We start from the raw sequence: 22,392 nt of genomic DNA on the forward strand, positions 1-22,392 counted from the left end.
ACCTTGGTCTCACCAGCGGCGCCCGAACAGGTGCGCTCTTCTCAAAGTCGAAGGAATCGCATGTCTGCAACCTCACCCCTGTCCAACGCCACGATCCTCGGGTACCCCCGCATCGGTCGGCGCCGTGAGCTCAAGCGCGCCGTCGAGTCGTTCTGGAAGGGCAACACGAGCGAAGCCGAGCTGCAGGCCACCGCCCGCGAACTGCGCGCCGTCACCCGTGAACGCCTCGCCGAGCTCGGCCTGCCCAAGACGGGCGGAGCGATCCCCGAGAGCTTCAGCTTCTACGACCAGGTACTCGACGCCACGCTCGCACTCGGTGCTATCCCCGGCCGGTTCGCGGGCGTCACCGGCAGCGACCTCGAGATCTACTTCGCGCTCGCACGCGGTGACGAGAAGCACCAGCCGCTCGAGATGACTAAGTGGTTCGACACGAACTACCACTACAGTGTGCCCGAGATCGATGAGGCGACGCCCTTCAAGGCAAACCCCGCCCAGCTTGTAGCCCAGGTCGTAGAGGCACGCGAAGCGGGCATCGACTCGCGCCCCGTCATCGTCGGCCCCGTCACCTACCTGCTGCTGGCCAAGGCCTCCGACGCAGCAAGCGCAGACTTTGCCCCCATCGACCGCCTCGATGAGGTTGTCGCGGTCTACGCCGAGCTGTTGCAGGCGCTCGCCGCAGCCGGCGCCACTTGGGTGCAGCTCGACGAGCCCGCGCTCGTGTCTGACTCTTTGTCGGTGCCGCGCGAGTTCGCCCTCGCCCTCGTCGAGCGTGCATACGCCACGCTCGGTGCGGCTACAGGCCGCCCGCAGATTCTCATCACCACCCCATACGGCGACGCTTCGGCTGCTCTGGCACGCCTGGGCAAGCTGCCGGTCGAGGCTGTGCAGACTGACCTCGTGCGCGGCACACTGCCCGCCGATGCTCTCGCCTCGGGCGAGCTGGCACAGGCGTTCGCGAACACCCAGCTGGTAGCGGGCGTCGTCGACGGCCGAAACATCTGGCGCACCGACCTGCGCCGTGCCTTCGCACAGGCAGCGCAGCTGCAGGCCGCCGGCATCAACACGGTCATCGGCACATCGAACAGCCTGCAGCACGTGCCACACGACGTCGCAGACGAGCAGCAGCTTGACGCTCAGCTGAAGAGCTGGCTGGCATTCGCAGACCAGAAGGTGCAGCAGGTAGCCACTCTCGCCGCGGGCCTCGAGAACGGTGCTGCAAGCATCGAAGCCGAGCTTGCCGACACCGAAGCGGCGCTCGCAGATCGCGCGCAGGCGGCGGGTGTGCGCGTGGACGCGATCCGGAGCCGCGTGAACGCGACAGGCACCGCAGATCGTGACCGCGTCACCGAGCAGCAGCGCCGTGACGCGCAGAAAGCCCTCGGGATTCCCGAGCTCGCGACCACCACGATCGGCTCGTTCCCGCAGACGACCGAGATTCGTAAGGCGCGCGCCGCGTTTGGCCGCGGCGAGATCGATCAGGCCGCCTACGACGGATTCTTGCGCGACGAGATCGAGCGCGTGATCCGGCTGCAGGAGGAGATTGGGCTTGACGTGCTCGTGCACGGCGAGGCAGAGCGCAACGACATGGTGCAGTACTTCGCTGAGCTGCTCGACGGCTTCGCGGTCACCGAGAACGGCTGGGTGCAGTCATACGGCACGCGCGCCACGCGCCCGTCGATCCTGTGGGGCGACGTGTCTAGGCCCGCGCCGATGACCGTCGCATGGTCGGCGTACGCCCAGTCGCTCACCCCGCGCCCCGTGAAGGGCATGCTGACGGGCCCGGTCACGATTCTCGCATGGTCGTTTGTGCGCGATGACCAGCCGCTCGCTGATACCGCCAACCAGGTGGCGCTCGCGCTGCGCGACGAGATCGACGACCTTGTCGAGGCTGGCATTCACATCGTGCAGGTCGACGAGCCGGCGCTGCGGGAGCTGCTGCCGCTCGACGCGAGCCGCCAGGCCGACTACCTCGACTGGTCGGTGGGCGCGTTCCGTCTCGCGACCGGAGGTGCAGCGGCTGAGGTGCAGATCCACACGCACCTGTGCTACTCAGAGTTCGGCGAGATCATTGGCGCCGTCGATGGTCTCGACGCCGACGTGACGAGCATCGAAGCGGCGCGCAGCCGCATGGATGTCGTCGAGCCGCTGGGTGACCACGGCTACTCACGGGGCATTGGCCCGGGCGTCTACGATATCCACTCACCCCGCGTTCCCAGCACTGAGGAGCAGGCCGAGCTGATTCGCATCGCCGCGGCCCGCATTCCGGGCGAGCAGCTGTGGGTCAACCCCGACTGCGGGCTCAAGACGCGCGGCTACGAAGAGACCATTGCGAGCCTCACGAACCTGGTGCGCGCGGCGCGCGAGGTGCGAGAGGCCGTGCCCTCGGGCGTCGCGTGAACACGCAGCATGTGAGCGCGCACGACGCGCGCACCGCGGCGGGGGAGCATGCCCCCGCCGCGTGGCCCGCGGGCGAACTGCCGACGGAGCCCGTGGGCTCGCTCCCGCGGCCCGCGCGGCTGCAGCGTGTGGTGCTTGACGCGGAGCTTGGGCTCGTGTCGGCGAGCGAGCTGGCTGAGGCGCAAGACCGTGCGGTGAGCGACACGATCGCGGGCCTCGAAGCGACCGGCTCTCCGATCGTCACCGACGGCGAACAGCGCAGGCAGAGCTTTTCGAGTTACCCGCTCGGGCCCGATCCCGAGCGTAGCGCGCCGGGCGAAGACCCGGTGTTTGCCGTCTTCGCCGACGGCCATCACCGGGTCGTGCCGAGGCTCGCGCGCGCACCGTTTGAGTTTCGTGGGTGGGCCGCCGACGACGTCAAGGCTGCCCGCTCGCTCACCACGCTGCCGCTGAAGCAAGCGGTTGTTTCGCCGTCGATGCTGTCGCTCATGTGGACTGACGACCTGGCCGGTTCATACACGCGCGCCGAATTTCTCGACCATGTTGTGGCGGGCTGCGCAGAAGACATTCGCCGCTCGTTTGCGGCCGGGGCCGCGCGCGTCACGATCGACTTCACCGAGGGGCGGCTTGCTCTGCGCCGTGACCTGCGCGCGCCCTGGGCGGGGCCCGCCGCGCTCAGCGGGTTTATCGAGCTGATGAACCGCGTGCTCGATTTGGTGCCTGCGCCCCTGCGCCAGGCGGTCGGTGTGCACACCTGCCCCGGCAACGATCACGACAGCGCGCACAGCGCCGACGTCGACTATGCCGAACTGATTCCCGAGCTGTTTCAGATCGAGGCTGGCTACTTTCTGGTGCAGGCCGCGGGTGAGTCTGATCCGGATCGAGTGGCCCGGCTCGTAGGCCGTCAGCTGCGCGACCTTGCTGCGGCCGGCGGGCGCACGCCGCGGGTACTCTTTGGTGTCACCGACCCCACGAACCCGAAGCTCGAAACTGATCGCGAAATTGCCGAACAGCTCGTGCGTGCGGCCCGATTCGTGCCCCCTGCACAGTTGGGTTCAACCGACGACTGCGGGTTCTCGCCGTACTTGATTGACGAGAAGCCCAGGCACGGTTCACCCGACTTTGCGCGTGACGTCGCCTTTGCCAAAATTGCCGCGCGTGTGCGGGGCACAACGATTGCGAGTGCCGAGCTCGCTGGACGCCCCGAGGAGGTGCTCGTATGAGCTCATCTGATACTCGCGCATCGGGTGACCTACTGCTCACCGGCAGCGCGCCGACCAAGCCACGGTTTTCGTTTGAGGTGTTTCCGGCTCGCAGTGGTGCCGCGGCGCTTGCGCTCGGAAACGCGGTGCAGCATTTGGCCGCGGCGGGGCCCGACTTCATCTCGGTGACGTACGGTGCGAACGGGTCGCACCGAGGTGCTTCACTCGACCTGGTGAAGTATCTGCGTGATCACACGAATGCCCTACCGCTCGCACACCTCACGACGGTGGGCGAGACGCGCGAGGCCATTCTTGAAGCGATTCACGGCATCATGGACGCTGGCGTGCACGACTTTCTCGCGCTGCGGGGAGACCCACCGCGCGGGTCTAGCGAGTCTGATGCGGCCGTGGCCGGTTCGCTCAGCTCGCTCGAGCTCGTTGAACTGGTGGCACAGGCGAGGGCCGAGCGCCCGCCGTTCACGAGTGTGGGGCGCACGTGCGTCGCGGCCTACCCCAACGGGCATGCGCTGTCGCGTTCTCGCGCCGAGGACGTTGACTGGCTCGTGGCGAAGCAGGAAGCAGGCGCACAGTTTGCGATCACGCAACTGTTCTTTTACGCCGACGAATACCTCGCGTTCGTGGCCGACGCCCAGCGCGCAGGGCTTACGATTCCGGTGTTGCCGGGCCTCATGCCGGTGGCGACAGCGGCACAGCTGCGCAAGGTCGCCGAGCTGGCGGGCCGCCCGGCGCCCTCAGAGCTGATGCGCGCAATCGAAGAAGCTGGCGGTTATGCACCAGAGCTCGGGGTTGAGCACACCATCGAGCTGTCTCGCGAGTTGCTTGACGGCGGGGCGCCCTCCCTGCATCTCTACACGTTCAACCGTCACGAGCGTGTGCTCGCGGTGCTGCGAGAGCTTGACCTGCTAGCGCCCGCGCTGGTCTAGCGGGGGCCGAGGAGTGGTCGCGGGCTGCTAGATCGAGCGCAGCACCGCGACCACTTTGCCGAGGACCTCGGCGTGGTCACCCAGGATCGGCTCGAACGCGCTATTGCGGGGCAAAAGCCAAGTGTGGCCGTCGCGACGTCGAAACACTTTGACGGTCGCTTCGCCGTCGATCATGGCGGCTACGATATCGCCGCTGGTCGCTTCGCGTTGCTGACGAACGACAACGAAGTCTCCGTCACAAATCGCGGCGTCAACCATCGAATCGCCCACCACCTTGAGCATGAATACCGTGCCGTTGCCTACGAGCTGCCGGGGCAGCGGCATGATCTCTTCCACCTGCTGGTCAGCAGTGATCGGTACGCCGGCCGCAATCTGCCCGACGAGTGGCACGAAGGCAGTCTCTTCAGCTGACACGGGAGTGTCGACTGGGGGCTCGTCCACGGTGGGGCTCACGAGAATTTCGAGCGCGCGCGGGCGGTGGGGGTCCCGCCGAATGCAGCCCGCCAACTCGAGTCGGTTGAGCTGGTGGGTGACGCTCGAGAGTGACGAAAGCCCCACGGCGTCGCCGATCTCTCGCATGCTCGGTGGATACCCGCGCGTGGTTACCGAACTGACGATGTACTCGAGAATAACGCGCTGTTTCGCGGTCAGCCGGTCTAAGCGCTCTAACCGTTCTGCATTGGTGACCATGATGTCGACTCCTCGTTGCTGTGCTTCGCGGCAGGCGGGCTGTCGACGTCAGTGTCGGAGGTGCCTGCTTGAGTGCTCTCGTTGGTTCGAAAGCTTACCCGGCTTTGGTGCGACCCGCCAAACAAGTGTTCGAGAATTCCGTGCGCAAGTTTGGTGAAGATCGAACGAAGGGGTTGCGGTTTCGATATATCGAAGTTATATTCGAAAGTGATGTTCGCCCGTGTGGTGAACGCTCGATTGAAGGGAAATGACAATGAGTGCAGCAGTGACGCAGGTGCCCATCATTCAGAGGGCACAAGCGGGCGCAGTCGCGCCCGCGGCGCGAGTGGCGCCCGTGCGTATTCGACTCACACGCCGCGGCCGCGTCGTCTTTGGCGGACTTGCAGCGTGTGCGGTGGCGGCATCGTTTGCCCTGGTGGCGACTCTTGGTGCACCGCAAGCTGTGGCGTCTGGGGAACCCAGTGGTGCTGAGTTTGGGTACATTGTGGCGGCGCCGGGAGCTTCGCTGTGGCAGCTGGCAACCGAGCTCGACCCGGCGATGGATCCCCGCGAGTTGGTGGCAGAGATCATTCAGCTCAACCAGCTACGCGGCGCCGACATCGCGGCGGGTCAGCCCATTGCGGTGCCGCTGCGCTATAGCGACAGCGGTTCGGTGATGGCCGCTGAGGAACTGGGGCTGTAGCCTGGCGTAGCATCTGGCGGGCAGCGCTGCTCGCCCTCTATAGACTGGCTGCGTGACCAGTTTGAGTGATCTTCCCCTCCGTGCCAATCTCGTGGGTAAGCGGCCCTATGGCGCTCCGCAAGACCCGGTTCCCGTGAGCTTGAATGTGAATGAGAACACGCACCCCATTCCCGACGAGGTTGTCGCAGACATCACCGCGGCGCTCGAAGTTGCCGTGCGCACGGCAAACCGGTACCCGGATCGCGAGTTCGACGGCCTGCGAGTAGCGCTAGCCGGCTACCTGGGGCATGGCCTCACAGCAGAGCAGCTGTGGGCCGCGAATGGTTCCAACGAGGTGCTGCAGCAGGTGCTGCAGGCCTTCGGTGGGCCCGGCCGCACCCTACTGAGCTTCACCCCAACCTATTCGATGTACCCGCTGCTGGCCGATGGCACTGACACTGGCTGGATCGCGGTGCCGCGGCCCGAGGGGTACCGACTGGCAGCCGATGATGTACGTGCGGCGCTCACCGAGCACCAGCCCAGCATCGCGATTCTGTGCGGCCCCAACAACCCGACAGGAACACCGCTCGACCGCGACGTGATTCTCGCCGCGTATGACGCGTTCGACGGGATACTGATTGTCGATGAGGCATACTTTGAGTTCGACGGCGAACGAGAGAGCGCCGTCACGCTCCTTGAGGGGCGCCCGCGGCTCTTGGTATCGCGCACGATGAGTAAGGCGTTTGCATTTGCGGGGGTGCGTCTTGGTTACCTAGCCGCAGACCCCGCCGTCATCGATGCCTTGCGCCTCGTGCGCCTGCCCTACCACCTGTCAGCCCTCACGCAGGCAGCGGCCACCACCGCGATCAAGCATGCGGCAACCATGCTGGCCACGGTTGCCGACATTCGCTCTCAGCGCGACAGGCTCGGTTCGGCGCTGTCTGCGCTGGGCTACCGTGTGCACGAGTCGGGCGCCAACTTCTTGCTCGTCGGAGGCTTTGCCAACCCCAACGCGGTATTTGAGCAACTGCGTGCGCAGGGCATCCTGATCCGGAACCTGGGTATTGATGGCCACCTGCGCATTACAGCTGGCACCGAGAGCGAGACGACCGCGGTGATCGACGCGATCACCGCGCTGACGCTTCAGAGCTAACGGGGCTCTCAGCGTCGCTGCACACACGCGGCGATAGGGTGCTGGGTATGCCTACAGCGCCCGAAGCCATGCCCCGCCACGTGCTCGAACGCCAGCTGCGCACATCGCGGCTCGTTAGTGTGATTCTTGCGGTGGTAGCCGCCCTCGCCCTCGTGTTTGGGGCGGTGCAATGGTCGCAGAGCTCTGGCGCGGGCCAGGGCGCTGCAGCAACTCCGCAGGCGGGGGCGCAGACGGGTGCACAGGCCGAGGGCGAGTCGCAGGGCGCCCCGCTCGAGCGTCGCATCGAGGGTGACCCGATGGCGATCGGTGATATCGACGCACCCGTCGTAATGACCGAGTGGGTCGACCTGCGCTGCCCCTACTGCGCCGTGTTTACGCGCGACACGCTGCCCGACGTGATCAAAGAATACGTTGACGCGGGCAAGGTGCGCATCGAAATGAACGACGTCGCCTTCTTCGGCGAAGAATCCCTGCGAGCATCTGCCGCGGCACGCGCCGCGGCAGAACAGGGGCGCTACTTTGAATTCATCGACGCGATCTACCAGGCGGCGCCAGAGTCGGGGCACCCCGACCTCACGGCAGACGAACTGCTGGGGCACGCCAAGACGGCCAAGGTGCCAGACCTTGCACAGTTTAAGAAAGACATGGCCCGCGAAGACCTGCGAGCCGCGGTGTCAGCAGACACCGAGCGTGCCAGCCAGCTCGGCGTGACGGGTGTGCCGTTCTTTGCCGTGGGTGGGCAGGGCGTGAGCGGTGCCCAACCCATCGAGACGTTTCGCCAGTTTCTAGATGGGGCCGTCGGAGAAGCTCAGTGAACCTCACCCTCGCCGGTGCGTTCTTAGGAGGAGTGCTCACGCTGCTGAGCCCGTGCTCGGTGATGCTCCTACCCGCATTTTTTGCTTACGCGTTCACGAGCACGGGCGCGCTGCTCGCACGCACGGGGGTCTTTTTCTTGGGGCTTGCGACCGCGCTCGTCCCGCTGGGCCTCCTCGCCGGCACGGTCGGGGCCTGGGTGAGCACGAATCGGTTTGAGCTTGTCAGTGTCGCGTCGATTGTGGTGATGGTGCTCGGGCTGGTGTTGCTGATTGGTGCGCCGATGCCCGGGGTGATGCGCCAGCGGGGGCCCGAGAGCGCCTCTGCCGTTGCGGTGTTTGCGCTCGGTGCGGTGTACGGGCTCGCCGGCGTGTGCGCGGGCCCGCTGCTGGGCGCTGCGCTGTCGTTTGCGGCGTTTGGGGGCAGCGCGGCGTTTGGGGGAGTCGTGTTGCTCGTCTTCGCGGCCGGCATGACGCTGCCGCTCTTCGTGCTCGCGCTCGTGTGGAACAGGGTGCCCGCCGTGCGGGGGCTCGTGCGGCCGCGTGAGCTGCGCATAGGTAAGTGGCGCAACGCGTGGACCAATGTGATTGGCGGCGCGCTGACCATTTTGATCGGTGCGCTGCTGTTTGTCACGCGCGGCACCACCACGCTCGGCGGGCTCGTCGGGGCCACCACCCAGGCAAAGCTCGAAGCCGACGTGCTGCGCGTAACCGAGGCCGTGCCGAACTGGGCCGTAGCGGTGGTGTTCATCCTTCTCGCGGGAACCTGGGCCGCGACTGTGGTGCTGCGCCGGGGTCATACCGCTACTGCCGATCCGGCGGCCGAGCCAGCAACCCTGCCCGTGGCCGAGCGAGCAGGCGAAGCTGAGTAGACTGGGGAGTATGTCCGCAGCATCACGAACAGCGTCGCTCGAGCGTGTCACGAGCGAATCGCAGATTACCGTCTCAGTCAACCTTGATGGCACCGGCGAAGCCGATGTCGAAACCGGTGTTCCCTTCTTCGATCACATGCTCACCGCGTTCGCGCGGCACTCGCTCACCGATCTCACGGTGCGAGCAACGGGTGACGTGCACATCGATGTTCACCACACCGTCGAAGACACCGGCATCTTGCTGGGTCAGGCGCTGCTTGAAGCGCTCGGTGACAAAAGCGGCATCTCGCGCTATGGCGACGCGCTCGTGCCGCTCGACGAAGCACTCGCACAGGCGGTCGTTGATATTTCAGGGCGCCCGTACCTCGTGCACTCGGGTGAGCCGGCCGGTTTCGAATTTCACCTGATCGGTGGGCACTACACGGGTTCGATGGTGCGGCACTTCTTCGAAGCACTCGTGCTCAACGCGCGCCTCACCGCGCACATCAAGCTCATTGAGGGCCGTGACCCGCACCACATCGCAGAGGCTGAGTTCAAAGCTTTTGCGCGCGCCTTCCGCGTCGCAAAAGCGAAAGATCCCCTCGTGAAGGGGATTCCGTCCACGAAGGGTGCTCTGTGACACGCAAGCGCGTGGTCGTACTCGACTACGGCTCAGGCAACGTGCACTCCGCGGTGAAGGCACTCGCGGCCGCCGGGGCAGACGTGACACTCTCGCGTGACCCGAAGCTGGTGGCAGAAGCAGATGGCCTGCTTGTGCCGGGAGTGGGCGCCTTTGGCGCGGTCATGCAGCAGCTGCGCGCAGTGCGCGGCGACGAAATGATTGAACGCAGGCTCGCGGGGGGCCGACCGGTGCTTGGCATCTGTGTCGGGCACCAGGTGATGTTCGCGCGTGGCATCGAGCGTGGCGAAGACACCGAGGGCCTCGATCAATGGCCCGAGACCGTGCACGAGCTGCGCGCAGACCTGCTGCCCCACATGGGATGGAACACGGTCGAAGCGCCCGAAGACTCGGTGCTCTTTCGCGGCATTCGTCATGAACGGTTCTATTTTGTGCACAGCTGCGCCGCGACCGAGTGGTCGATCGAGGGGCGCGGTGAATCGACCAGGCCGCGCGTGACCTGGGGTGAACACGGCGAACGATTTGTCGCCGCCGTCGAAAATGGACCCCTCAGCACCACCCAGTTTCACCCCGAAAAGTCGGGGGAGGCTGGCATCCAGCTGCTGCGCAACTGGATTGCCACGCTATAACTCTTGCGCCGTGGCGCACACCACACACGACACACCACTCACGAGGAGACATTCGAGATGACCGAGTTTGCCAATAGTCCCGGGCTTCAGCTGCTTCCCGCCATCGACATGGTTGACGGCAAGGCGGTGCGCCTCACACAGGGCGAGGCCGGCACCGAGACGAACTACGGCAGCCCCGTTGACGCGGCGATGGACTGGATCGACCAGGGCGCCGAGTGGATTCACCTCGTCGACCTCGATGCGGCATTTGGGCGCGGCTCTAACGTGTCGGTGGCGAAGAAGATCATGCGCCGCGCGGGCAGAGTGAAGATCGAGTTCTCGGGCGGTATTCGCGACGACGCCAGCCTCGAAGCAGCCCTCGAGATGGGCGCGAGCCGCGTAAACCTCGGCACGGCAGCGCTCGAGAACCCCGAGTGGACCCGCGCTGTCATCGCCCGCCACGGCGAGAAGATCGCCGTGGGGCTCGATGTGCGCGGCGAAGTCGTTGCTACGCGCGGCTGGACCCAGGAGGCCGGCAATATCTGGGACGTGCTCGAGCGCCTCGAAGACGCTGGTTGCCCCCGCTACGTGGTCACCGACGTCACCAAAGACGGCACCATGCGCGGCCCTAACGTCGAACTTTTGGGTGAAGTGTGTAAGCGCACCGACCGCCCCGTTGTCGCATCGGGTGGCATCTCGAGCCTGGACGACCTCGTCGCGCTGCGCGAGCTTGTGCCGCACGGCGTTGAAGGCGCGATTATCGGCAAGGCGCTCTACGATGGCGCGTTCACGCTGCCCGCGGCGCTCGACGTCGCTTCGAAGTAGAAAGCCGCAGTAAACATGGCGATTAAACGACTTCCCTCCACCGGTGACGCCCCGAGGTCGACGGGGGTGCCCGAAAGTCTTGTGCCGGGTGGCGCTGCTGACTCCGCGGGGTTTCCGTGGGAGGGAAGAACGTTTGATCATCACGAAACCGCGTTCGAGGGTGATGACGGAGCGGCACCTGCCCACCTCACCGAAGCCGTGACCGCACTACGCAAGGCGGCCGCAGAGGCCGCCGCAGCTACGACTGCAGAAACACACTGGGAGGCGGTGGGCAGGCTCGCGGGCGCCCACGCCGACGTGATCGCGGCGCTGGGCACCGCGCGCGTGCTCGTGCCGATGCTCGCAGAAGCGGGCGACATTGGCGTGACTCCAGAGGGCAAAACGGTCGAGAAGTCGCAGGAGCTCTCAATCGTTGCGGTCGCGGCCCCCGACGGCCGCACCGTGCTGCCCATCTTCAGCTCGGTCGCGGCGATGACCGCCTGGAACGACACCGCGAGGCCCATCCCGGTGCCGGGGCCGCAGGCCGCGGTCGCCGCCGCGCAGGAGGAGCACGACCTGCTCATCCTCGATGCCGGCAGCCCAGGGCTCACGTACGGTGTGCGCCGGCCCGCGATCGCGGCCCTCGCGCTTGCCGAACGCTACGTACCGGCCTGGGCCGACGCTGAAGTCTCGGCCGCTTTCGAAGCCTCGGCTGCCGACGAGCCCGATGTCGCGCGGGTGTGGATCGCCCCGGCAGATCTCGCCGGCACGCTCGCCGCCCCCGAGGTCGATGTCAGGATCCGGATCTCTCGCGAACTCGCCCGCCCAGAGCTTGAGGCGCTTTTGGGTCGCCTCGGGGCGCGGTGGGCGGCGCAAGAGGTGATTGCCGAGCGCGTCGATTCGCTGCGCGTGCAGCCGATCCTCGCGCAGGCGCCGCGCGCTTAGCGGCACGTAGAAAGTGCTACGCTCACGGGGTACTAAATACCGGGTTACCCGGTGAAGGAGCTTTCACGTGGCGCAAACATCTACGACTCCGCGCGCACCGCAGCGCGCGGAGTGGACCGGCCAACTCGGATTCATCGTTTCGGCGATCGGTTCGGCCGTTGGTCTCGGTAACATTTGGCGATTCCCGGGGGTCGCCTACGAGAACGGCGGTGGTGCTTTTCTCATTCCATACATCGTTGCTTTGCTCACCGCGGGCATTCCGATTCTGTTTCTCGACTACGCCATTGGACACCGATTCCGAGGCTCGGCGCCGCTCGCGCTGAGGCGACTTGCCGGTAAATTTGGCGAGGGGATCGGCTGGTTCCAGGTGATGATCTGCGTGTTCATCGCGATCTACTACACCGCCGTGCTGGCCTGGGCGTCGAGCTACTTCGTGTTCTCGTTTGACCTGAAGTGGGGCGACGACGCGGCCGGGTTCTTTACGGGCGACTACCTGCAGTTGGCCGAGTCACCGTTCACCATGACCTTCGTGCCGGCGGTGCTGATTCCGCTCGTCATCATGTGGCTCGTCGCACTCGTCGTTCTGGGAGCAGGCGTGGTCAAGGGCGTGCAACGCCTCAACATGATCGCGATTCCTCTCTTGATCGTGGGGTTCATCATTCTCGTTGTGCGTGCACTGTTTCTCCCCGGTGCGGTCGACGGGCTGAACGCCCTGTTCACGCCCGACTTCGCTGCGCTCGCTGACCCCGCCGTGTGGGTCGCCGCCTACAGCCAGATCTTCTTCTCGCTGTCGGTCGCGTTTGGCATCATGATGACGTACGCCTCGTACCGCAAGCGCCGTTCAAACCTCACGGCCCCCGGCCTCGTGGTCGCATTTGCGAACTCGTCGTTCGAGATTCTCGCGGGCATTGGCGTGTTTGCGACGCTCGGCTTCTTCGCGTTTCAGCAGGGCGTGAGCGTCGGCGAACTCGACGGTATGGCCGGTGTGGGGCTCGCATTCATGACGTTCCCCGCTATCGCGAGCGAGATGCCGGGCGGCCAAATGTTTGGTGCCCTGTTCTTCGGCGCGCTCGTGCTGGCGGGCCTCACTTCGCTGATCTCCATCATGGAGGTGATCCTCGCGGGTGTCATGGACAAGTTCAACCTCACCCGTAAGCAGGCGACCTTCGGTATTGGTGGCGTGCTCGCCGTGATCTCGGTGATCCTGTTTGGCACCACCTCAGGCCTCACCGCCCTCGACACAATCGATAAGTGGGCGAACGAGGTTGGCATCGTCGGCTCGGCCGTCGTGATGACGATCACCGTGCTGTGGATTCGCCGCGCCGGCACCGAACTGTCGGGGCACTTGAGCGTGCTATCGACGTTCAAGGTCGGCCGCGTGTGGCTGTTCTTTGTCTCGGTGGTGGGCCCGATCGTGCTCGGCTACATGCTGATCGCGACGATCGTGGGGCTCATCAACGAACCCTACAGCGGCTACGACTCGGGCTACCTGCTTATCGTCGGCTGGGGCTCGGTCGCGGTGATGATCATCGCTTCGGCGCTGCTCACCCTGAGCCCGTGGCGATACAACCCAGACCGCTTTGCGCCCTGGCCGCACGTGCCCGGCGAACGCGCATTGGGCGGGCCCGCGAAGAACTCCAAAACCGAAGGCGGCGCACGATGACTCCCATTGCAACCCTGTTTCTCGTGATCGCCCTCGTGGTGATCTGGGGCGGCCTGATCGCGAGCGCGATCTTCCTGTCGCGGCAGACCGAGGTCGCTGAATACCCCGCGGGCGGTGACGACGCACCGGGCGAACATGTCGAGTAGGCTCGTTCCATGAGCCTCATCGACGACGATCGCCCGTACACGCAGCGCACCGAGGTGCGCCGAGTCGGCAGAAGCGGGCTGCACCTGCCACTCCTGTCGCTCGGCCTGTGGCAGAACTTCGGTGATGATCGCGCGCGTGACACGCAGCGCGAGATCATCACCGGCGCGTTCGACCGCGGCATCTACCACTTCGATCTCGCCAACAACTACGGCCCCCCGTACGGCGCGGCCGAGCGCAACTTCGGGCAGATTCTCGCGAGCGATCTCGCCGCTCACCGCGACGAGGTCTTGATCTCGACGAAGGCTGGCTGGGATATGTGGCCGGGGCACCACGGCGCCGGCGCGAGCCGTAAGCACCTCATCACGAGCCTCGATCGCTCGCTCGAGCGGCTCGGTGTCGAGTGCGTCGATGTGTTTTACACGCACCGGCCGGATCCCCGGGTTCCGCTCGAAGAGACGGCCCGGGCCCTGGACCACATCGTGCGCACGGGCCGTGCCCACTACATCGGTATGTCGTCTTACGGCGCTGAGGCGAGCCGCACGCTTTCGCAACTGATGCGTGAACTGGGCACGCCCATCACGATCCACCAGCCGTCGTACAACATGCTGAACCGGTGGATCGAGACCGAGGGGCTGCTCGACGTCGCCGCAGACGAGGGCTTTGGCATCATTGGGTTCACCGCGCTCGCGCAGGGCATGCTTACGAACAAGTACTTGGGCGGGATTCCCGCGGGCGCGCGCGGTGCCGGCCCGAGCTCATTTAGCAACGAGGCGCTGACCGACGAACTGCGGGATCGCCTGCGCGCGCTCGCGGCGGTGGCCGACAATCGCGGTCAGTCGCTCGCGCAGCTGGCGCTCGTGTGGGCGCTGCGCGACGAACGCGTCTCGAGCCTCGTCGTGGGGGCCAGCCGAGTGTCGCAGCTCGACGAGAACTGGCGGTCCCTGGCTAGGCTCGAGCTCACCCCCGACGAGATCACCGAGATCGAGCGGATCCTCGACGGAGTAGACGTCAACGTCGACCTGTGGCGCGACGCGCGCCAGGGCGGCGACGTGCCCGTCATGCTCTAGCGGCGCGCGCGACTGCGCCCCCGTCATTCTGCGCGACGAAGGAGTCGCAGAATCCAGACGTATGGATCCTGCGAGTCGCAAGCTCCCGCAGGATGACGGGTGGGGTGTTGCGCTGCGCCCCCGTCATTCTGCGGGGCCTTCTACCACGTCATTCTGCGAGGCCTTCTACCCCGTCATTCTGCGGCGGCCTTCTACCCCGTCATTCTGCGGCGGCGAAGCCGATCGCAGAATCCACCCTCACAAAAAGTTCAGCAGCAGCACATAGCAGGCGGTGCCCGCCGCGATGCTTACGAGCGCGCGGCGCTTCGACAGTAGGTGCACGACGATCGTGACCGCCGTCGCGACGAGCACGGGCCACACCCGGCCCTGCTGTGAGGCGAGCTGATCGCGCAGCACGACAATGGCAAGGATCACGAGGATCCCCGCGGGCATCCACTGCCCGAGCGCCTGCACAAACTTCGACTTGCGCAGGGGCTTGAGGGCAGCGAAGGGGAGTGCGCGCAGCGCGAGCGTGATGGCTCCCGCGACGACGACGCCCGCAATGAGGTAGCCGGTGCTAGGCACGATCGCCTCCTCCGTCGGTGTCGTTCGTTGAAGCGTCGCCGGCTGGAGCTGCACGCTTGCCCAGCAGGTATCGCACGCCGAGCAGCCCCGAGTAAATAATTAGCGCGACCAGCAGCTCGCTACCGCCCGAAATCAGCATGGCAGCGGCGACCGCTACGCAGGCGAGCAGGGCCGACGGCAGCTCGCGGCGACCCCTGACCGCGTCCATCGACATGACGACGAAAAGCGCCACGAGCGCGAACTCGAAACCTTCGATGGGCGCGGGCAGTGCGCCCGCGATGACGACGCCGACGAGGCCACCGAGCACCCAGTAGAACTGCATGGCGAGCTGCCCGGTGAGCATGCGGGCCGAGCTGAGGCGATCCGGATCCATGAGCACGTAGGTGGCGTACGCCTCGTCGATCATCGCGTATACCGAGTAAGCACGGGGAAGCCCCGGGCGCACGCGGCCAATAGGAAACGAGAACGCATAGAACACGTGCCGAAAGTTCACGGCGAACACCGTGGCCGCGATCGTGACGAGCGGGGTGGCGGCCGCGAGCATGCTCACGAGCAGTAGCTCCACTGATCCGGCGAAGATGCCGATCGACAGAGCGGGCGCGAGCCACCAGGGGAGCCCCGCTTGGATGACCAAGATCCCGAGTGCGATGCCGAGCGGAAAGATGCCGAGGCCGACCCCCAGGGAGTCCCGGAGGCCGGCCGCGGTGCCCGCTCGACGGGGCGGGTTAGTTGACAGGGCCCGTGTACTTCTCGCCGGGGCCCTGACCGATCGCGTCGGGAATCGGTGAGGCCTCGCGGAACGCGAGCTGCACCGAGCGCAGGCCGTCGCGCAGGCTGCGCGCGTGCATGTCGCTGATCTCGGGCGCCGCTGCGGTAATAAGGCCCGCGAGAGCGTTGATGAGCTTGCGGGCCTCGTCGAGATCGATCTGGTTCTCGGGGTCGTCTGCGAGGCCCACCTTGACGGCGGCGGCGCTCAGCAGGTGAACGCAAGCGGTGGTGATGACCTCAACAGCCGCGACATCTGCGATGTCTCGCGTAGCTTGAGTCACGCTTTCGTCGTGCTCGGGGAGGTCTGTGGTCTGCTCGCTCATGCTGTCCTGACTGTTGAATCTGATTCTGTGCTAAGATTTATTCGGTTCTCGGCTCGCGCCGAGATATCGGAAGAGGAGATACTCCCACCCGGCACCACAACTAGGTTACCGGGTAGTTGACACCCCGCCTTACGGCAGCTTTCAGGGTGTGGGAACGTGCATGCGCGACCCCGAATCCTCCTCCGATGCTTCATGACGAAGTCCCCATCATCGAGAGTAGAGGAGCCGGCGATCAGCGATCCCCGTACGAATGACAGAATCCGCGTCCCCGAGGTGCGACTGGTTGGTCCCAGTGGCGAGCAGGTCGGTGTCGTGCCGATTGATACTGCGCTACGCCTAGCGGCCGACGCCGATCTCGATCTCGTCGAGGTTGCCCCGAACTCTAAGCCTCCCGTGGCAAAGATCATGGACTTCGGCAAGTACAAGTACGAGGCGGCCCAGAAGCAGAAGGAAGCTCGTCGTAACCAGGCGAACACCGTACTTAAAGAGGTGCGCTTCCGTCTGAAGATCGACAAGCACGACTACGAAACGAAGACGAAGCGTGCAATTGGCTTCCTCGAGCAGGGCGACAAGGTTAAGGCCATGATCCTGTTCCGTGGCCGTGAGCAGTCGCGTCCCGAGATGGGCGTGCGTCTGCTGCAGCAGTTCGCCGAGGCAGTTGTCGAGTTTGGTGCGGTGGAGTCAAACCCCCGCATCGACGGCCGCAACATGGTGATGGTGATTGCGCCGCACAAGAACAAGTCCGAGGCAAAGGCAGAGCAGAACGCCCGCCGCGCCGAAGAAAAGGCCAGCCGCAAGGCTGAAAAGCCCGCGGACGACTAAAGCTTCGGTGTCTTAGACGCCGTACAAAGACGCGGCCCTCGGGCGCGCACACAATCAAGGAGAAATTGATGCCTAAGCAGAAGACCCACTCGGGTGCTAAGAAGCGCTTCAAGCTGACCGGATCGGGCAAGCTCAAGAAGCAGCGCGCCGGCCTGCGCCACAACCTCGAGGTTAAGTCCTCACGCCGCAAGCGCCGCCTCGGAGATGACCAGATCCTCTCCAAGGGTGACGCCAAGCAGGCAATGAAGCTCCTCGGCCACTAAGCCACGAGCGCATAGCTTTCATCTGAGAATTTTTGTAAGGAAGAACTGAAATGGCAAGAGTAAAGCGGGCCGTCAACGCCCACAAGAAGCGTCGCGTAATCCTTGAGCGCGCCGAGGGCTACCGCGGGCAGCGTTCACGCCTGTACCGCAAGGCGAAGGAACAGCTCGTTCACTCGTACGAGTACGCCTTCAACGACCGCCGCAAGAAGAAGGGCGAGTTCCGTCGCCTGTGGATCCAGCGCATCAACGCTGGTGCACGTGCGAACGGCCTGACCTACAACCGCTTCATCCAGGGTCTCGCGATCGCTGGCGTTGAGGTTGACCGCCGCATGCTCTCAGAGCTGGCGACCAACGAGCCCAAGGCATTCGCCACGCTCGTCGAGGTTGCGAAGAATGCCCTCCCCGCCGACACCTCGGCTCCGAAGGCTGCGTAACTCGCTCTTTGCATGAAACCCCCGCTCTCTTTTGAGGGCGGGGGTTTTCTGTGCTCGGGGTTTTGTGCTCGGGGTTTGTGCTCGGTGGATGTCTGTGCTCGGGGTGCGGTGCCGGCGTTATGCGAGGTGGCATAGGCTAGTTGGGTGAACGACGCGATTCTCTCGAACCCCAAGGCCACCCGTGTGAAGCGTGCGGCGGCTCTCTCTCGCAAGAAGGAACGGCTTGCTCAAGGGCGGTTCATTGTTGAGGGACCGCAGGCGGTGCGGGAGCTCCTCGCGCACTCGCCAGAGCGCGCTGACGTGGTGTACGCCACGCTGGGTGCAGAATCGTGGCAGAACGAGATTGATGCGCTCGCCTCAGGCGCCGGTGTTGTCCTTGAACGCGTGACCGATGAGGTGCTCGCGACCATGTGTGAGACGGTGCACCCGCAGGGCGTGGTGGCCGTCGCGCGCACCTGGGAATCGTCGCTTGACGATGTCTTTGCGGGGGCGCGGCTCGTCGCGGTGATGCACGAGGTGCGCGACCCGGGTAACGCCGGTGCTGTGCTGCGGGCGGCTGACGCCGCGGGCGCAGACGCCGTCGTGTTCGCGGGGGAGTCAATTGACCCGTTTCACCCGAAGGTCGTGCGCTCGACGACGGGGTCACTGTTTCACCTGCCCGTCGCTGTGGCGCCGACGCTGGCCGATGTGCTCGCGGCGGCGGGGCGTGCGGGCGTAACCCCGATTGCGGCCGATGTGCGCGGCGGTGACCTGCTCGAGGCTCGGGCCGAAGGGGTGCTGGCGGGGCCCGTGGCCTGGGTGTTTGGCAATGAGGCGCGCGGCCTCACCGCGGCCGATCGTGAATCGATCGGCCGCGCGTTGAAGCTGCCCATCTATGGCAGAGCCGAGTCCCTCAACCTCGCGACCGCCGCGAGCGTGCTGCTCTACGAGACCGCGTTTGCGCAGCGAGCATAGAGCAAAACGCGAAGCGTTTTGTCGCGAGCTGCGGTGCCGCACACGGCGGCAGGCGAGCATAGAGCAAAACGCGAAGCGTTTTGTCGCGAGCTGCGGTGCCGCACACGGCGGCAGGCGGGCGTAGAGCAAAACGCGAAGCGTTTTGCCGCGAGCTGCGACGCTGCCCCTGTCTCGTCATTCTGCGCGACGCAGGAGTCGCTGAATCCAGTTTTCGAAAAGCCTGGATCCTGCAACTCGCTGCGCTCGTGCAGGACGACGGGATTAGGGCCTACGCGAGCAGTGACGCCCCCAGCATCTCGCCCGGCTCAAACCCCGGGAGGATCGCAAACACGGCAGACCCCGTGTGAGTGACCCACTCGTTGAGCAGGTCGAGTTCGTCGAGCCTCTCTTGAATGGGCACAAACTGCCGCAGCGGGTTGCGCTGAAAGCAGGCAAACAGCAGCCCGGCCTCGTCGCCCGTGTCGTAGTTCACGGCGCGCCGGTAGATGCGCTCGGCGGGGTCGGTCGAGTGCGCCCGGCGCGCGTGCGCGTAGCTCGGAATCACGGGCAACCCAGACCCCGTCTTCGCGTCGAAATCGATGGGCGTGTGCTCGGTGCCGCCGGTAAGGGGAGCCCCGTCTGACAGCGTGCGGCCGATCGTCTGCTCGCGCCCGGGGCGGTCGACCATGTCCCACGTGTCGAGCTCCATGCGGATCCGCCGCAGCACGAGCGCCGAACCACCCGCAAGCCACCCGGCTCCCTCCGGTAGCCACACGAGCGACGCAAAGTCGTCGTCGGTGGGGGCCGGGTTCACGGTGCCGTCGACCTGCCCCATAAGGTTGCGCATTGTGGCGCCCGGCTTCTCTGCACCGCGCGCCTGCCTAAACCCCTGCTGCACCCACGCCCGCGTCGCGAACGACCAGAGGTCGCGGTCGAGCATGCGGCACGCGTGCGCGACCGCGAGCGGGTCGTCGGCCTGCACGAGCAGCACTAAATCACCGCCGTCATACCCGTTGCCCAGCTGATCGAGCGAGAACGCCGGCAGCGGAGCGAGCCACTCGGGCCTGCGCATCTGGTCGACGCGGTCGACGAGCGCGGGCCCCACGCCCACGGTGATCGTGAGGCAGGCAGGCCGCTCGGCGAGCTCGGGCTCCGAGTCCGCCATGGGGGCCACACCCTGCGTGAGCGCCTCGATGTCTCCGGTCACCACCCGAAACATGCGCTCGAGTGCGGCACGGTCGGTCTCGGGTCGCAGCGTGTACGCGACGTAGCGGGTGTGCGCCGTGTGATCGGTGACGACTCCGGCCTGGTGCGGGCCGTGACAGGCCAGGTACTCACCGCCAAAGCCTGCTTCGGCGGCAGCGGGCACGGCATGATCCGGATCGGTGGCGAACGCTCGCGCGCCGAGCGATGCCGCGAGCGTCGCGCCGACACCGAGGGCGGCGCCGGTCGCGCCCCCCGTGAGGAGGGCGCGCCGGCTCAGCCGCGCGGGCTGAGTGTTTGAAGCGACGTCAGTGTTCTGCGTGCGCATCTTCGGTGTCGCCCTCGTAGTTCTCCTCTGCCCCCGCGTAGCTCTTTGCGAGCACGGTGACCTCGACGGTAGAACCGTCGTCGAAGGTGAGCGTGACGGGCACCTCGTCGCCGGGCAAGAGAGCCGCGGCGAGCTCCATCAGCATGATGTGGTTGCCGCCGGGCACAAGCTCGAAGGTGCCGCCTGCGGGCACAGTGAAACCGCCGTCGACCTCGCGCATCGTGGCACTTGCCCCCGAAGTGACCGACTCATGCAGTTCGACCACGTCTGCCACGGAGCTTGTGGCGGATACGAGCGTTACGTCGGTGTCGGTGGGGTTGTGGAGTGTGCCAAACACGCCGCTCATGCCGTCTGCGGCCTTCGCCCAGCCAGCATCGAGGGTCAGCCCGGTGGCGGCGCTGCCTGTCGTGTGTTTGCTCTGCTGCTCGGTCTGCTGCTGGGCCGCCGCACCGGTCGCGGTGCCTTCGCCGGTCGAGCATCCAGTGAGGGCGAGCGCCGCGACGAACGCGGCCGATGTGAGCGTGAGTGAAAGTTGGCGGCGCATTACAGTGCACCCCCGTTGGTGTTGGTGCCCGTGTTTGTGTCGGCACCAGTGTCGGTACCAGTGTCGGTGCCAGCGGTGTCGCCAGCGGCCGTGTGAGTCCCACCGAAGGCAGCGGCGCGCTCGCGGCGGCGCACTGTCAGCATCACGACGACCGCGACAACCGCGACGGCAGCGGCGCCCACGCCGATCAGCGCACCGACGGGTGCGCCGCTTGCCACACCTGCGGCCTCGCCCGCCGCACCGTCGCCTGCGGTGTCTGCAGCGCTGGCGGTGTCCGTGGTACCAGCTGGGGCCGTCTCGGGCGCGCCTTCGCCGAGCGTGGCCGAGCCGTCAGCTTCAACAGTCAGGGTGAAGACGCCGTCGATGGGGTGGCCGTCACTCGATACAACGCGCCAGGCGCCCGCGTAATCGCCCGCTTCGAGTCCCTGCTTGATGGGCTGTGTGACGTCGGGGCCGTCGATCTCGGGCTCGCCGCCGCGGGCGTCAGCGCCGCCCGGGCCAGTGAGCACAAACTCGGTGCCCACTTCGATCACGCTGTTACTAAACGAGAGGCGCACGGCCTCGGCCGTGCCGTCGGCACTCTCGACCACTTCTGAGCCGACGAGCTGGTCGTGTGCGAGGGCGGGGCTCGCCGGTCCAAAAGCCATGGCACCGAGTGCGAGCGCGGCGGTCGCAAGCGTTGCTCCCATCAGCGCCAATAGACGGCGAGGTGGGCGTGCGGCCCGCGACGCGGCATGCGATGCTGCCTGCGGTGCGGCGGCAGCCGGCAGCGCTGTTACGGGAGTGGTGGGTACGACTGAGTACTGCTGAGACAAGGGGGTCTCCAAATTTCTCCGGCCGTCTGACATGCAGGGGCCGGGTAGCGCGCCAGGGCACACTGCCGCGTGGCGCTAAGAATATTAAAAGTTAAGAGAACGGCGCGTCATCGAACGCGGGCGGCCCGCGGTGCGAGATCACGGCGAAGAACACCGGCTGCGGCAGCTCCAGCACCCCGGGTGTGCACACTGCGCGTGCCGTGCGCGGCACTGTTACCGCAGCGGGGCGGCTCAGCGGTAGCGCGCGCCCCACGAGCCGGGCGAGGGCGCGTGCGGCCCGCTCGCCGCGGTGCATCAGCGCGATGGTGATGAGCGCGCCGAGCGCGTGACCCACCCACATCGCGGTGTCGGCGGCGCCAGCCGCCGCGAGATCCGGCACGAAGTTTTGCATCTGAGCGAGGTGCGCCGCGTGCAGTGGGGCGGGCGGGCGCAGGGTGTCAGGTGTGCCGGGCGTTAGGAGGCCCAAGCCCGCAAAACACCAGTGGTAGACGAACTGGGCGGCCGTCACGGCGAGCGTGAGGCGCGAGAGGCCGAGCCGTCGGTGCGCGAGCGCCGTGCTCAGCGGCAGAGCGAGAATCGCTGTCGCGACGACGGAGAAGAGCGTGACTTCGCCGCCCGCGAGCGCGTGCGAGGCAGCGGCGGTGAGTGTCGCGGCACCAGCAACCGCGGCGCCGCGCACCGTGCGCTCGCCGCGACTCATGGGGGCAGCGGCCAGGCGCCGTGCCATCATGCTCTGCATGCGCCCAGTCTATCGGCGCCGCGCTCGGGCAGCTGCGAAGTGTCGGGTAGCCTCGGGGATACCGGTGAAGGA

General features: G+C 66.2%; 26 protein-coding genes. 18 read left to right on the plus strand and 8 right to left on the minus strand.

Annotation, left to right across the window (positions count from 1 at the left end):
- Positions 1 to 60 precede the first annotated feature (60 nt).
- Genes metE through ACXR2W_RS05195 form a run of 3 tightly spaced genes read left to right on the plus strand, consistent with a single transcriptional unit; the run spans position 61 to position 4,543 of the window.
- Positions 61 to 2,397, plus strand: coding sequence for a 5-methyltetrahydropteroyltriglutamate--homocysteine S-methyltransferase (gene metE / locus ACXR2W_RS05185; RefSeq protein WP_458814286.1), 2,337 nt, complete (start codon positions 61 to 63; stop codon positions 2,395 to 2,397).
- An 11-nt stretch (positions 2,398 to 2,408) separates the two neighbouring features.
- On the plus strand, positions 2,409 to 3,620 hold the full coding sequence (locus ACXR2W_RS05190) for a uroporphyrinogen decarboxylase/cobalamine-independent methonine synthase family protein (RefSeq protein ID WP_458814288.1): 1,212 nt from the start codon (positions 2,409 to 2,411) through the stop codon (positions 3,618 to 3,620).
- On the plus strand, positions 3,617 to 4,543 hold the full coding sequence (locus ACXR2W_RS05195) for a methylenetetrahydrofolate reductase (protein WP_458814290.1): 927 nt from the start codon (positions 3,617 to 3,619) through the stop codon (positions 4,541 to 4,543). The genes ACXR2W_RS05190 and ACXR2W_RS05195 overlap by 4 nt, the downstream gene beginning before the upstream one ends.
- Positions 4,544 to 4,570: 27 nt before the next feature.
- Here the strand turns inward: ACXR2W_RS05195 and lexA are convergent, their stop codons facing one another.
- Positions 4,571 to 5,233 (minus strand): transcriptional repressor LexA, encoded by a 663-nt coding sequence (gene lexA / locus ACXR2W_RS05200; protein WP_458814292.1) that lies wholly within the window; start codon positions 5,231 to 5,233, stop codon positions 4,571 to 4,573.
- A 253-nt stretch (positions 5,234 to 5,486) separates the two neighbouring features.
- On the opposite strand from lexA, the gene ACXR2W_RS05205 reads away from it, so the two are divergent.
- From ACXR2W_RS05205 to ACXR2W_RS05255, 11 genes are all read left to right on the plus strand, one after another.
- Positions 5,487 to 5,915 carry a hypothetical protein gene (locus ACXR2W_RS05205; RefSeq protein ID WP_458814294.1) on the plus strand — a complete coding sequence of 143 codons (429 nt, stop codon included), beginning with the start codon at positions 5,487 to 5,489 and terminating at the stop codon, positions 5,913 to 5,915.
- Between the two features lie 52 nt (positions 5,916 to 5,967).
- On the plus strand, positions 5,968 to 7,047 hold the full coding sequence (locus ACXR2W_RS05210) for a histidinol-phosphate transaminase (protein WP_458814296.1): 1,080 nt from the start codon (positions 5,968 to 5,970) through the stop codon (positions 7,045 to 7,047).
- Between the two features lie 47 nt (positions 7,048 to 7,094).
- Positions 7,095 to 7,862, plus strand: a complete 768-nt coding sequence (locus ACXR2W_RS05215) for a DsbA family protein (protein WP_458814298.1) — start codon at positions 7,095 to 7,097, stop codon at positions 7,860 to 7,862.
- Positions 7,859 to 8,731 (plus strand): cytochrome c biogenesis CcdA family protein, encoded by an 873-nt coding sequence (locus tag ACXR2W_RS05220; RefSeq protein WP_458814300.1) that lies wholly within the window; start codon positions 7,859 to 7,861, stop codon positions 8,729 to 8,731. Before ACXR2W_RS05215 ends, ACXR2W_RS05220 begins: the two co-directional genes overlap by 4 nt.
- Before the next feature lie 10 nt (positions 8,732 to 8,741).
- On the plus strand, positions 8,742 to 9,350 hold the full coding sequence (gene hisB / locus ACXR2W_RS05225) for an imidazoleglycerol-phosphate dehydratase HisB (RefSeq protein ID WP_458814302.1): 609 nt from the start codon (positions 8,742 to 8,744) through the stop codon (positions 9,348 to 9,350).
- Entirely contained in the window at positions 9,347 to 9,979 is a 633-nt protein-coding gene (gene hisH, locus ACXR2W_RS05230) for an imidazole glycerol phosphate synthase subunit HisH (protein WP_458814304.1), read from the plus strand. Before hisB ends, hisH begins: the two co-directional genes overlap by 4 nt.
- Positions 9,980 to 10,036: 57 nt before the next feature.
- Complete coding sequence (gene priA, locus ACXR2W_RS05235) at positions 10,037 to 10,783, plus strand: bifunctional 1-(5-phosphoribosyl)-5-((5-phosphoribosylamino)methylideneamino)imidazole-4-carboxamide isomerase/phosphoribosylanthranilate isomerase PriA (protein WP_458814306.1); 747 nt, start codon at positions 10,037 to 10,039, stop codon at positions 10,781 to 10,783.
- Between the two features lie 15 nt (positions 10,784 to 10,798).
- The gene (locus ACXR2W_RS05240) at positions 10,799 to 11,707 is read left to right on the plus strand and encodes an SseB family protein (protein ID WP_458814308.1); all 909 of its coding nucleotides are present in this window, start codon (positions 10,799 to 10,801) and stop codon (positions 11,705 to 11,707) included.
- 67 nt (positions 11,708 to 11,774) lie between these two features.
- Positions 11,775 to 13,370 carry a sodium-dependent transporter gene (locus tag ACXR2W_RS05245; RefSeq protein WP_458814310.1) on the plus strand — a complete coding sequence of 532 codons (1,596 nt, stop codon included), beginning with the start codon at positions 11,775 to 11,777 and terminating at the stop codon, positions 13,368 to 13,370.
- The gene (locus tag ACXR2W_RS05250; protein WP_458814312.1) at positions 13,367 to 13,516 is read left to right on the plus strand and encodes a MetS family NSS transporter small subunit; all 150 of its coding nucleotides are present in this window, start codon (positions 13,367 to 13,369) and stop codon (positions 13,514 to 13,516) included. Before ACXR2W_RS05245 ends, ACXR2W_RS05250 begins: the two co-directional genes overlap by 4 nt.
- Before the next feature lie 9 nt (positions 13,517 to 13,525).
- The gene (locus ACXR2W_RS05255; RefSeq protein ID WP_458814313.1) at positions 13,526 to 14,584 is read left to right on the plus strand and encodes an aldo/keto reductase; all 1,059 of its coding nucleotides are present in this window, start codon (positions 13,526 to 13,528) and stop codon (positions 14,582 to 14,584) included.
- A 237-nt stretch (positions 14,585 to 14,821) separates the two neighbouring features.
- Here the strand turns inward: ACXR2W_RS05255 and ACXR2W_RS05260 are convergent, their stop codons facing one another.
- From ACXR2W_RS05260 to ACXR2W_RS05270, 3 genes are read right to left on the minus strand one after another with little or no spacing between them, the layout of a single operon-like run.
- The gene (locus ACXR2W_RS05260; protein WP_458814314.1) at positions 14,822 to 15,148 is read right to left on the minus strand and encodes a branched-chain amino acid transporter permease; all 327 of its coding nucleotides are present in this window, start codon (positions 15,146 to 15,148) and stop codon (positions 14,822 to 14,824) included.
- Positions 15,141 to 15,884 carry an AzlC family ABC transporter permease gene (locus tag ACXR2W_RS05265; RefSeq protein WP_458814353.1) on the minus strand — a complete coding sequence of 248 codons (744 nt, stop codon included), beginning with the start codon at positions 15,882 to 15,884 and terminating at the stop codon, positions 15,141 to 15,143. The genes ACXR2W_RS05260 and ACXR2W_RS05265 overlap by 8 nt, the downstream gene beginning before the upstream one ends.
- Positions 15,874 to 16,239, minus strand: coding sequence for a DUF1844 domain-containing protein (locus ACXR2W_RS05270; protein WP_458814315.1), 366 nt, complete (start codon positions 16,237 to 16,239; stop codon positions 15,874 to 15,876). The genes ACXR2W_RS05265 and ACXR2W_RS05270 overlap by 11 nt, the downstream gene beginning before the upstream one ends.
- 192 nt (positions 16,240 to 16,431) lie before the next feature.
- On the opposite strand from ACXR2W_RS05270, the gene infC reads away from it, so the two are divergent.
- The 4 genes from infC (at position 16,432) to ACXR2W_RS05290 (ending at position 18,712) form a co-directional block, all read left to right on the plus strand.
- Positions 16,432 to 17,061 carry a translation initiation factor IF-3 gene (gene infC, locus ACXR2W_RS05275; protein WP_458814317.1) on the plus strand — a complete coding sequence of 210 codons (630 nt, stop codon included), beginning with the start codon at positions 16,432 to 16,434 and terminating at the stop codon, positions 17,059 to 17,061.
- Positions 17,062 to 17,129: 68 nt separating this feature from the next.
- Positions 17,130 to 17,324, plus strand: coding sequence for a 50S ribosomal protein L35 (rpmI, locus tag ACXR2W_RS05280; RefSeq protein WP_458814319.1), 195 nt, complete (start codon positions 17,130 to 17,132; stop codon positions 17,322 to 17,324).
- A 50-nt stretch (positions 17,325 to 17,374) separates the two neighbouring features.
- Positions 17,375 to 17,758 carry a 50S ribosomal protein L20 gene (rplT, locus tag ACXR2W_RS05285; RefSeq protein ID WP_458814321.1) on the plus strand — a complete coding sequence of 128 codons (384 nt, stop codon included), beginning with the start codon at positions 17,375 to 17,377 and terminating at the stop codon, positions 17,756 to 17,758.
- Between the two features lie 144 nt (positions 17,759 to 17,902).
- Positions 17,903 to 18,712 (plus strand): TrmH family RNA methyltransferase, encoded by an 810-nt coding sequence (locus tag ACXR2W_RS05290; protein WP_458814323.1) that lies wholly within the window; start codon positions 17,903 to 17,905, stop codon positions 18,710 to 18,712.
- 268 nt (positions 18,713 to 18,980) lie between these two features.
- Here ACXR2W_RS05290 and ACXR2W_RS05295 read toward each other — a convergent pair whose 3' ends face one another.
- The 4 genes from ACXR2W_RS05295 to ACXR2W_RS05310 form a co-directional block, all read right to left on the minus strand.
- Positions 18,981 to 20,222: a Dyp-type peroxidase gene (locus tag ACXR2W_RS05295; protein WP_458814325.1), complete on the minus strand. Its 1,242-nt coding sequence runs from the start codon at positions 20,220 to 20,222 to the stop codon at positions 18,981 to 18,983.
- A complete protein-coding gene (locus ACXR2W_RS05300) occupies positions 20,203 to 20,766 on the minus strand; it encodes a copper chaperone PCu(A)C (protein ID WP_458814327.1) in 564 nt (187 codons plus the stop codon). Before ACXR2W_RS05300 ends, ACXR2W_RS05295 begins: the two co-directional genes overlap by 20 nt.
- Positions 20,766 to 21,581, minus strand: a complete 816-nt coding sequence (locus tag ACXR2W_RS05305; protein ID WP_458814329.1) for a copper resistance CopC family protein — start codon at positions 21,579 to 21,581, stop codon at positions 20,766 to 20,768. The genes ACXR2W_RS05300 and ACXR2W_RS05305 overlap by 1 nt, the downstream gene beginning before the upstream one ends.
- Before the next feature lie 91 nt (positions 21,582 to 21,672).
- On the minus strand, positions 21,673 to 22,320 hold the full coding sequence (locus ACXR2W_RS05310) for a hypothetical protein (RefSeq protein WP_458814331.1): 648 nt from the start codon (positions 22,318 to 22,320) through the stop codon (positions 21,673 to 21,675).
- Positions 22,321 to 22,392 lie beyond the last annotated feature (72 nt).

The organism is Leucobacter faecis (assembly GCF_054456695.2).

Bases quoted from the DNA above. Each gene is read 5' to 3' on its own strand.
- metE (WP_458814286.1), top strand. From the start codon at position 61: ATGTCTGCAACCTCACCCCTGTCCAACGCCACGATCCTCGGGTACCCC.
- ACXR2W_RS05195 (WP_458814290.1), top strand. From the start codon at position 3,617: ATGAGCTCATCTGATACTCGCGCATCGGGTGACCTACTGCTCACCGGC.
- lexA (WP_458814292.1), bottom strand. From the start codon at position 5,233: ATGGTCACCAATGCAGAACGGTTAGAGCGCTTAGACCGGCTGACCGCG.
- ACXR2W_RS05205 (WP_458814294.1), top strand. From the start codon at position 5,487: ATGAGTGCAGCAGTGACGCAGGTGCCCATCATTCAGAGGGCACAAGCG.
- ACXR2W_RS05215 (WP_458814298.1), top strand. From the start codon at position 7,095: ATGCCTACAGCGCCCGAAGCCATGCCCCGCCACGTGCTCGAACGCCAG.
- hisB (WP_458814302.1), top strand. From the start codon at position 8,742: ATGTCCGCAGCATCACGAACAGCGTCGCTCGAGCGTGTCACGAGCGAA.
- priA (WP_458814306.1), top strand. From the start codon at position 10,037: ATGACCGAGTTTGCCAATAGTCCCGGGCTTCAGCTGCTTCCCGCCATC.
- ACXR2W_RS05240 (WP_458814308.1), top strand. From the start codon at position 10,799: ATGGCGATTAAACGACTTCCCTCCACCGGTGACGCCCCGAGGTCGACG.
- ACXR2W_RS05250 (WP_458814312.1), top strand. From the start codon at position 13,367: ATGACTCCCATTGCAACCCTGTTTCTCGTGATCGCCCTCGTGGTGATC.
- ACXR2W_RS05255 (WP_458814313.1), top strand. From the start codon at position 13,526: ATGAGCCTCATCGACGACGATCGCCCGTACACGCAGCGCACCGAGGTG.
- ACXR2W_RS05270 (WP_458814315.1), bottom strand. From the start codon at position 16,239: ATGAGCGAGCAGACCACAGACCTCCCCGAGCACGACGAAAGCGTGACT.
- infC (WP_458814317.1), top strand. From the start codon at position 16,432: ATGACGAAGTCCCCATCATCGAGAGTAGAGGAGCCGGCGATCAGCGAT.
- rpmI (WP_458814319.1), top strand. From the start codon at position 17,130: ATGCCTAAGCAGAAGACCCACTCGGGTGCTAAGAAGCGCTTCAAGCTG.
- rplT (WP_458814321.1), top strand. From the start codon at position 17,375: ATGGCAAGAGTAAAGCGGGCCGTCAACGCCCACAAGAAGCGTCGCGTA.
- ACXR2W_RS05295 (WP_458814325.1), bottom strand. From the start codon at position 20,222: ATGCGCACGCAGAACACTGACGTCGCTTCAAACACTCAGCCCGCGCGG.
- ACXR2W_RS05300 (WP_458814327.1), bottom strand. From the start codon at position 20,766: ATGCGCCGCCAACTTTCACTCACGCTCACATCGGCCGCGTTCGTCGCG.
- ACXR2W_RS05310 (WP_458814331.1), bottom strand. From the start codon at position 22,320: ATGCAGAGCATGATGGCACGGCGCCTGGCCGCTGCCCCCATGAGTCGC.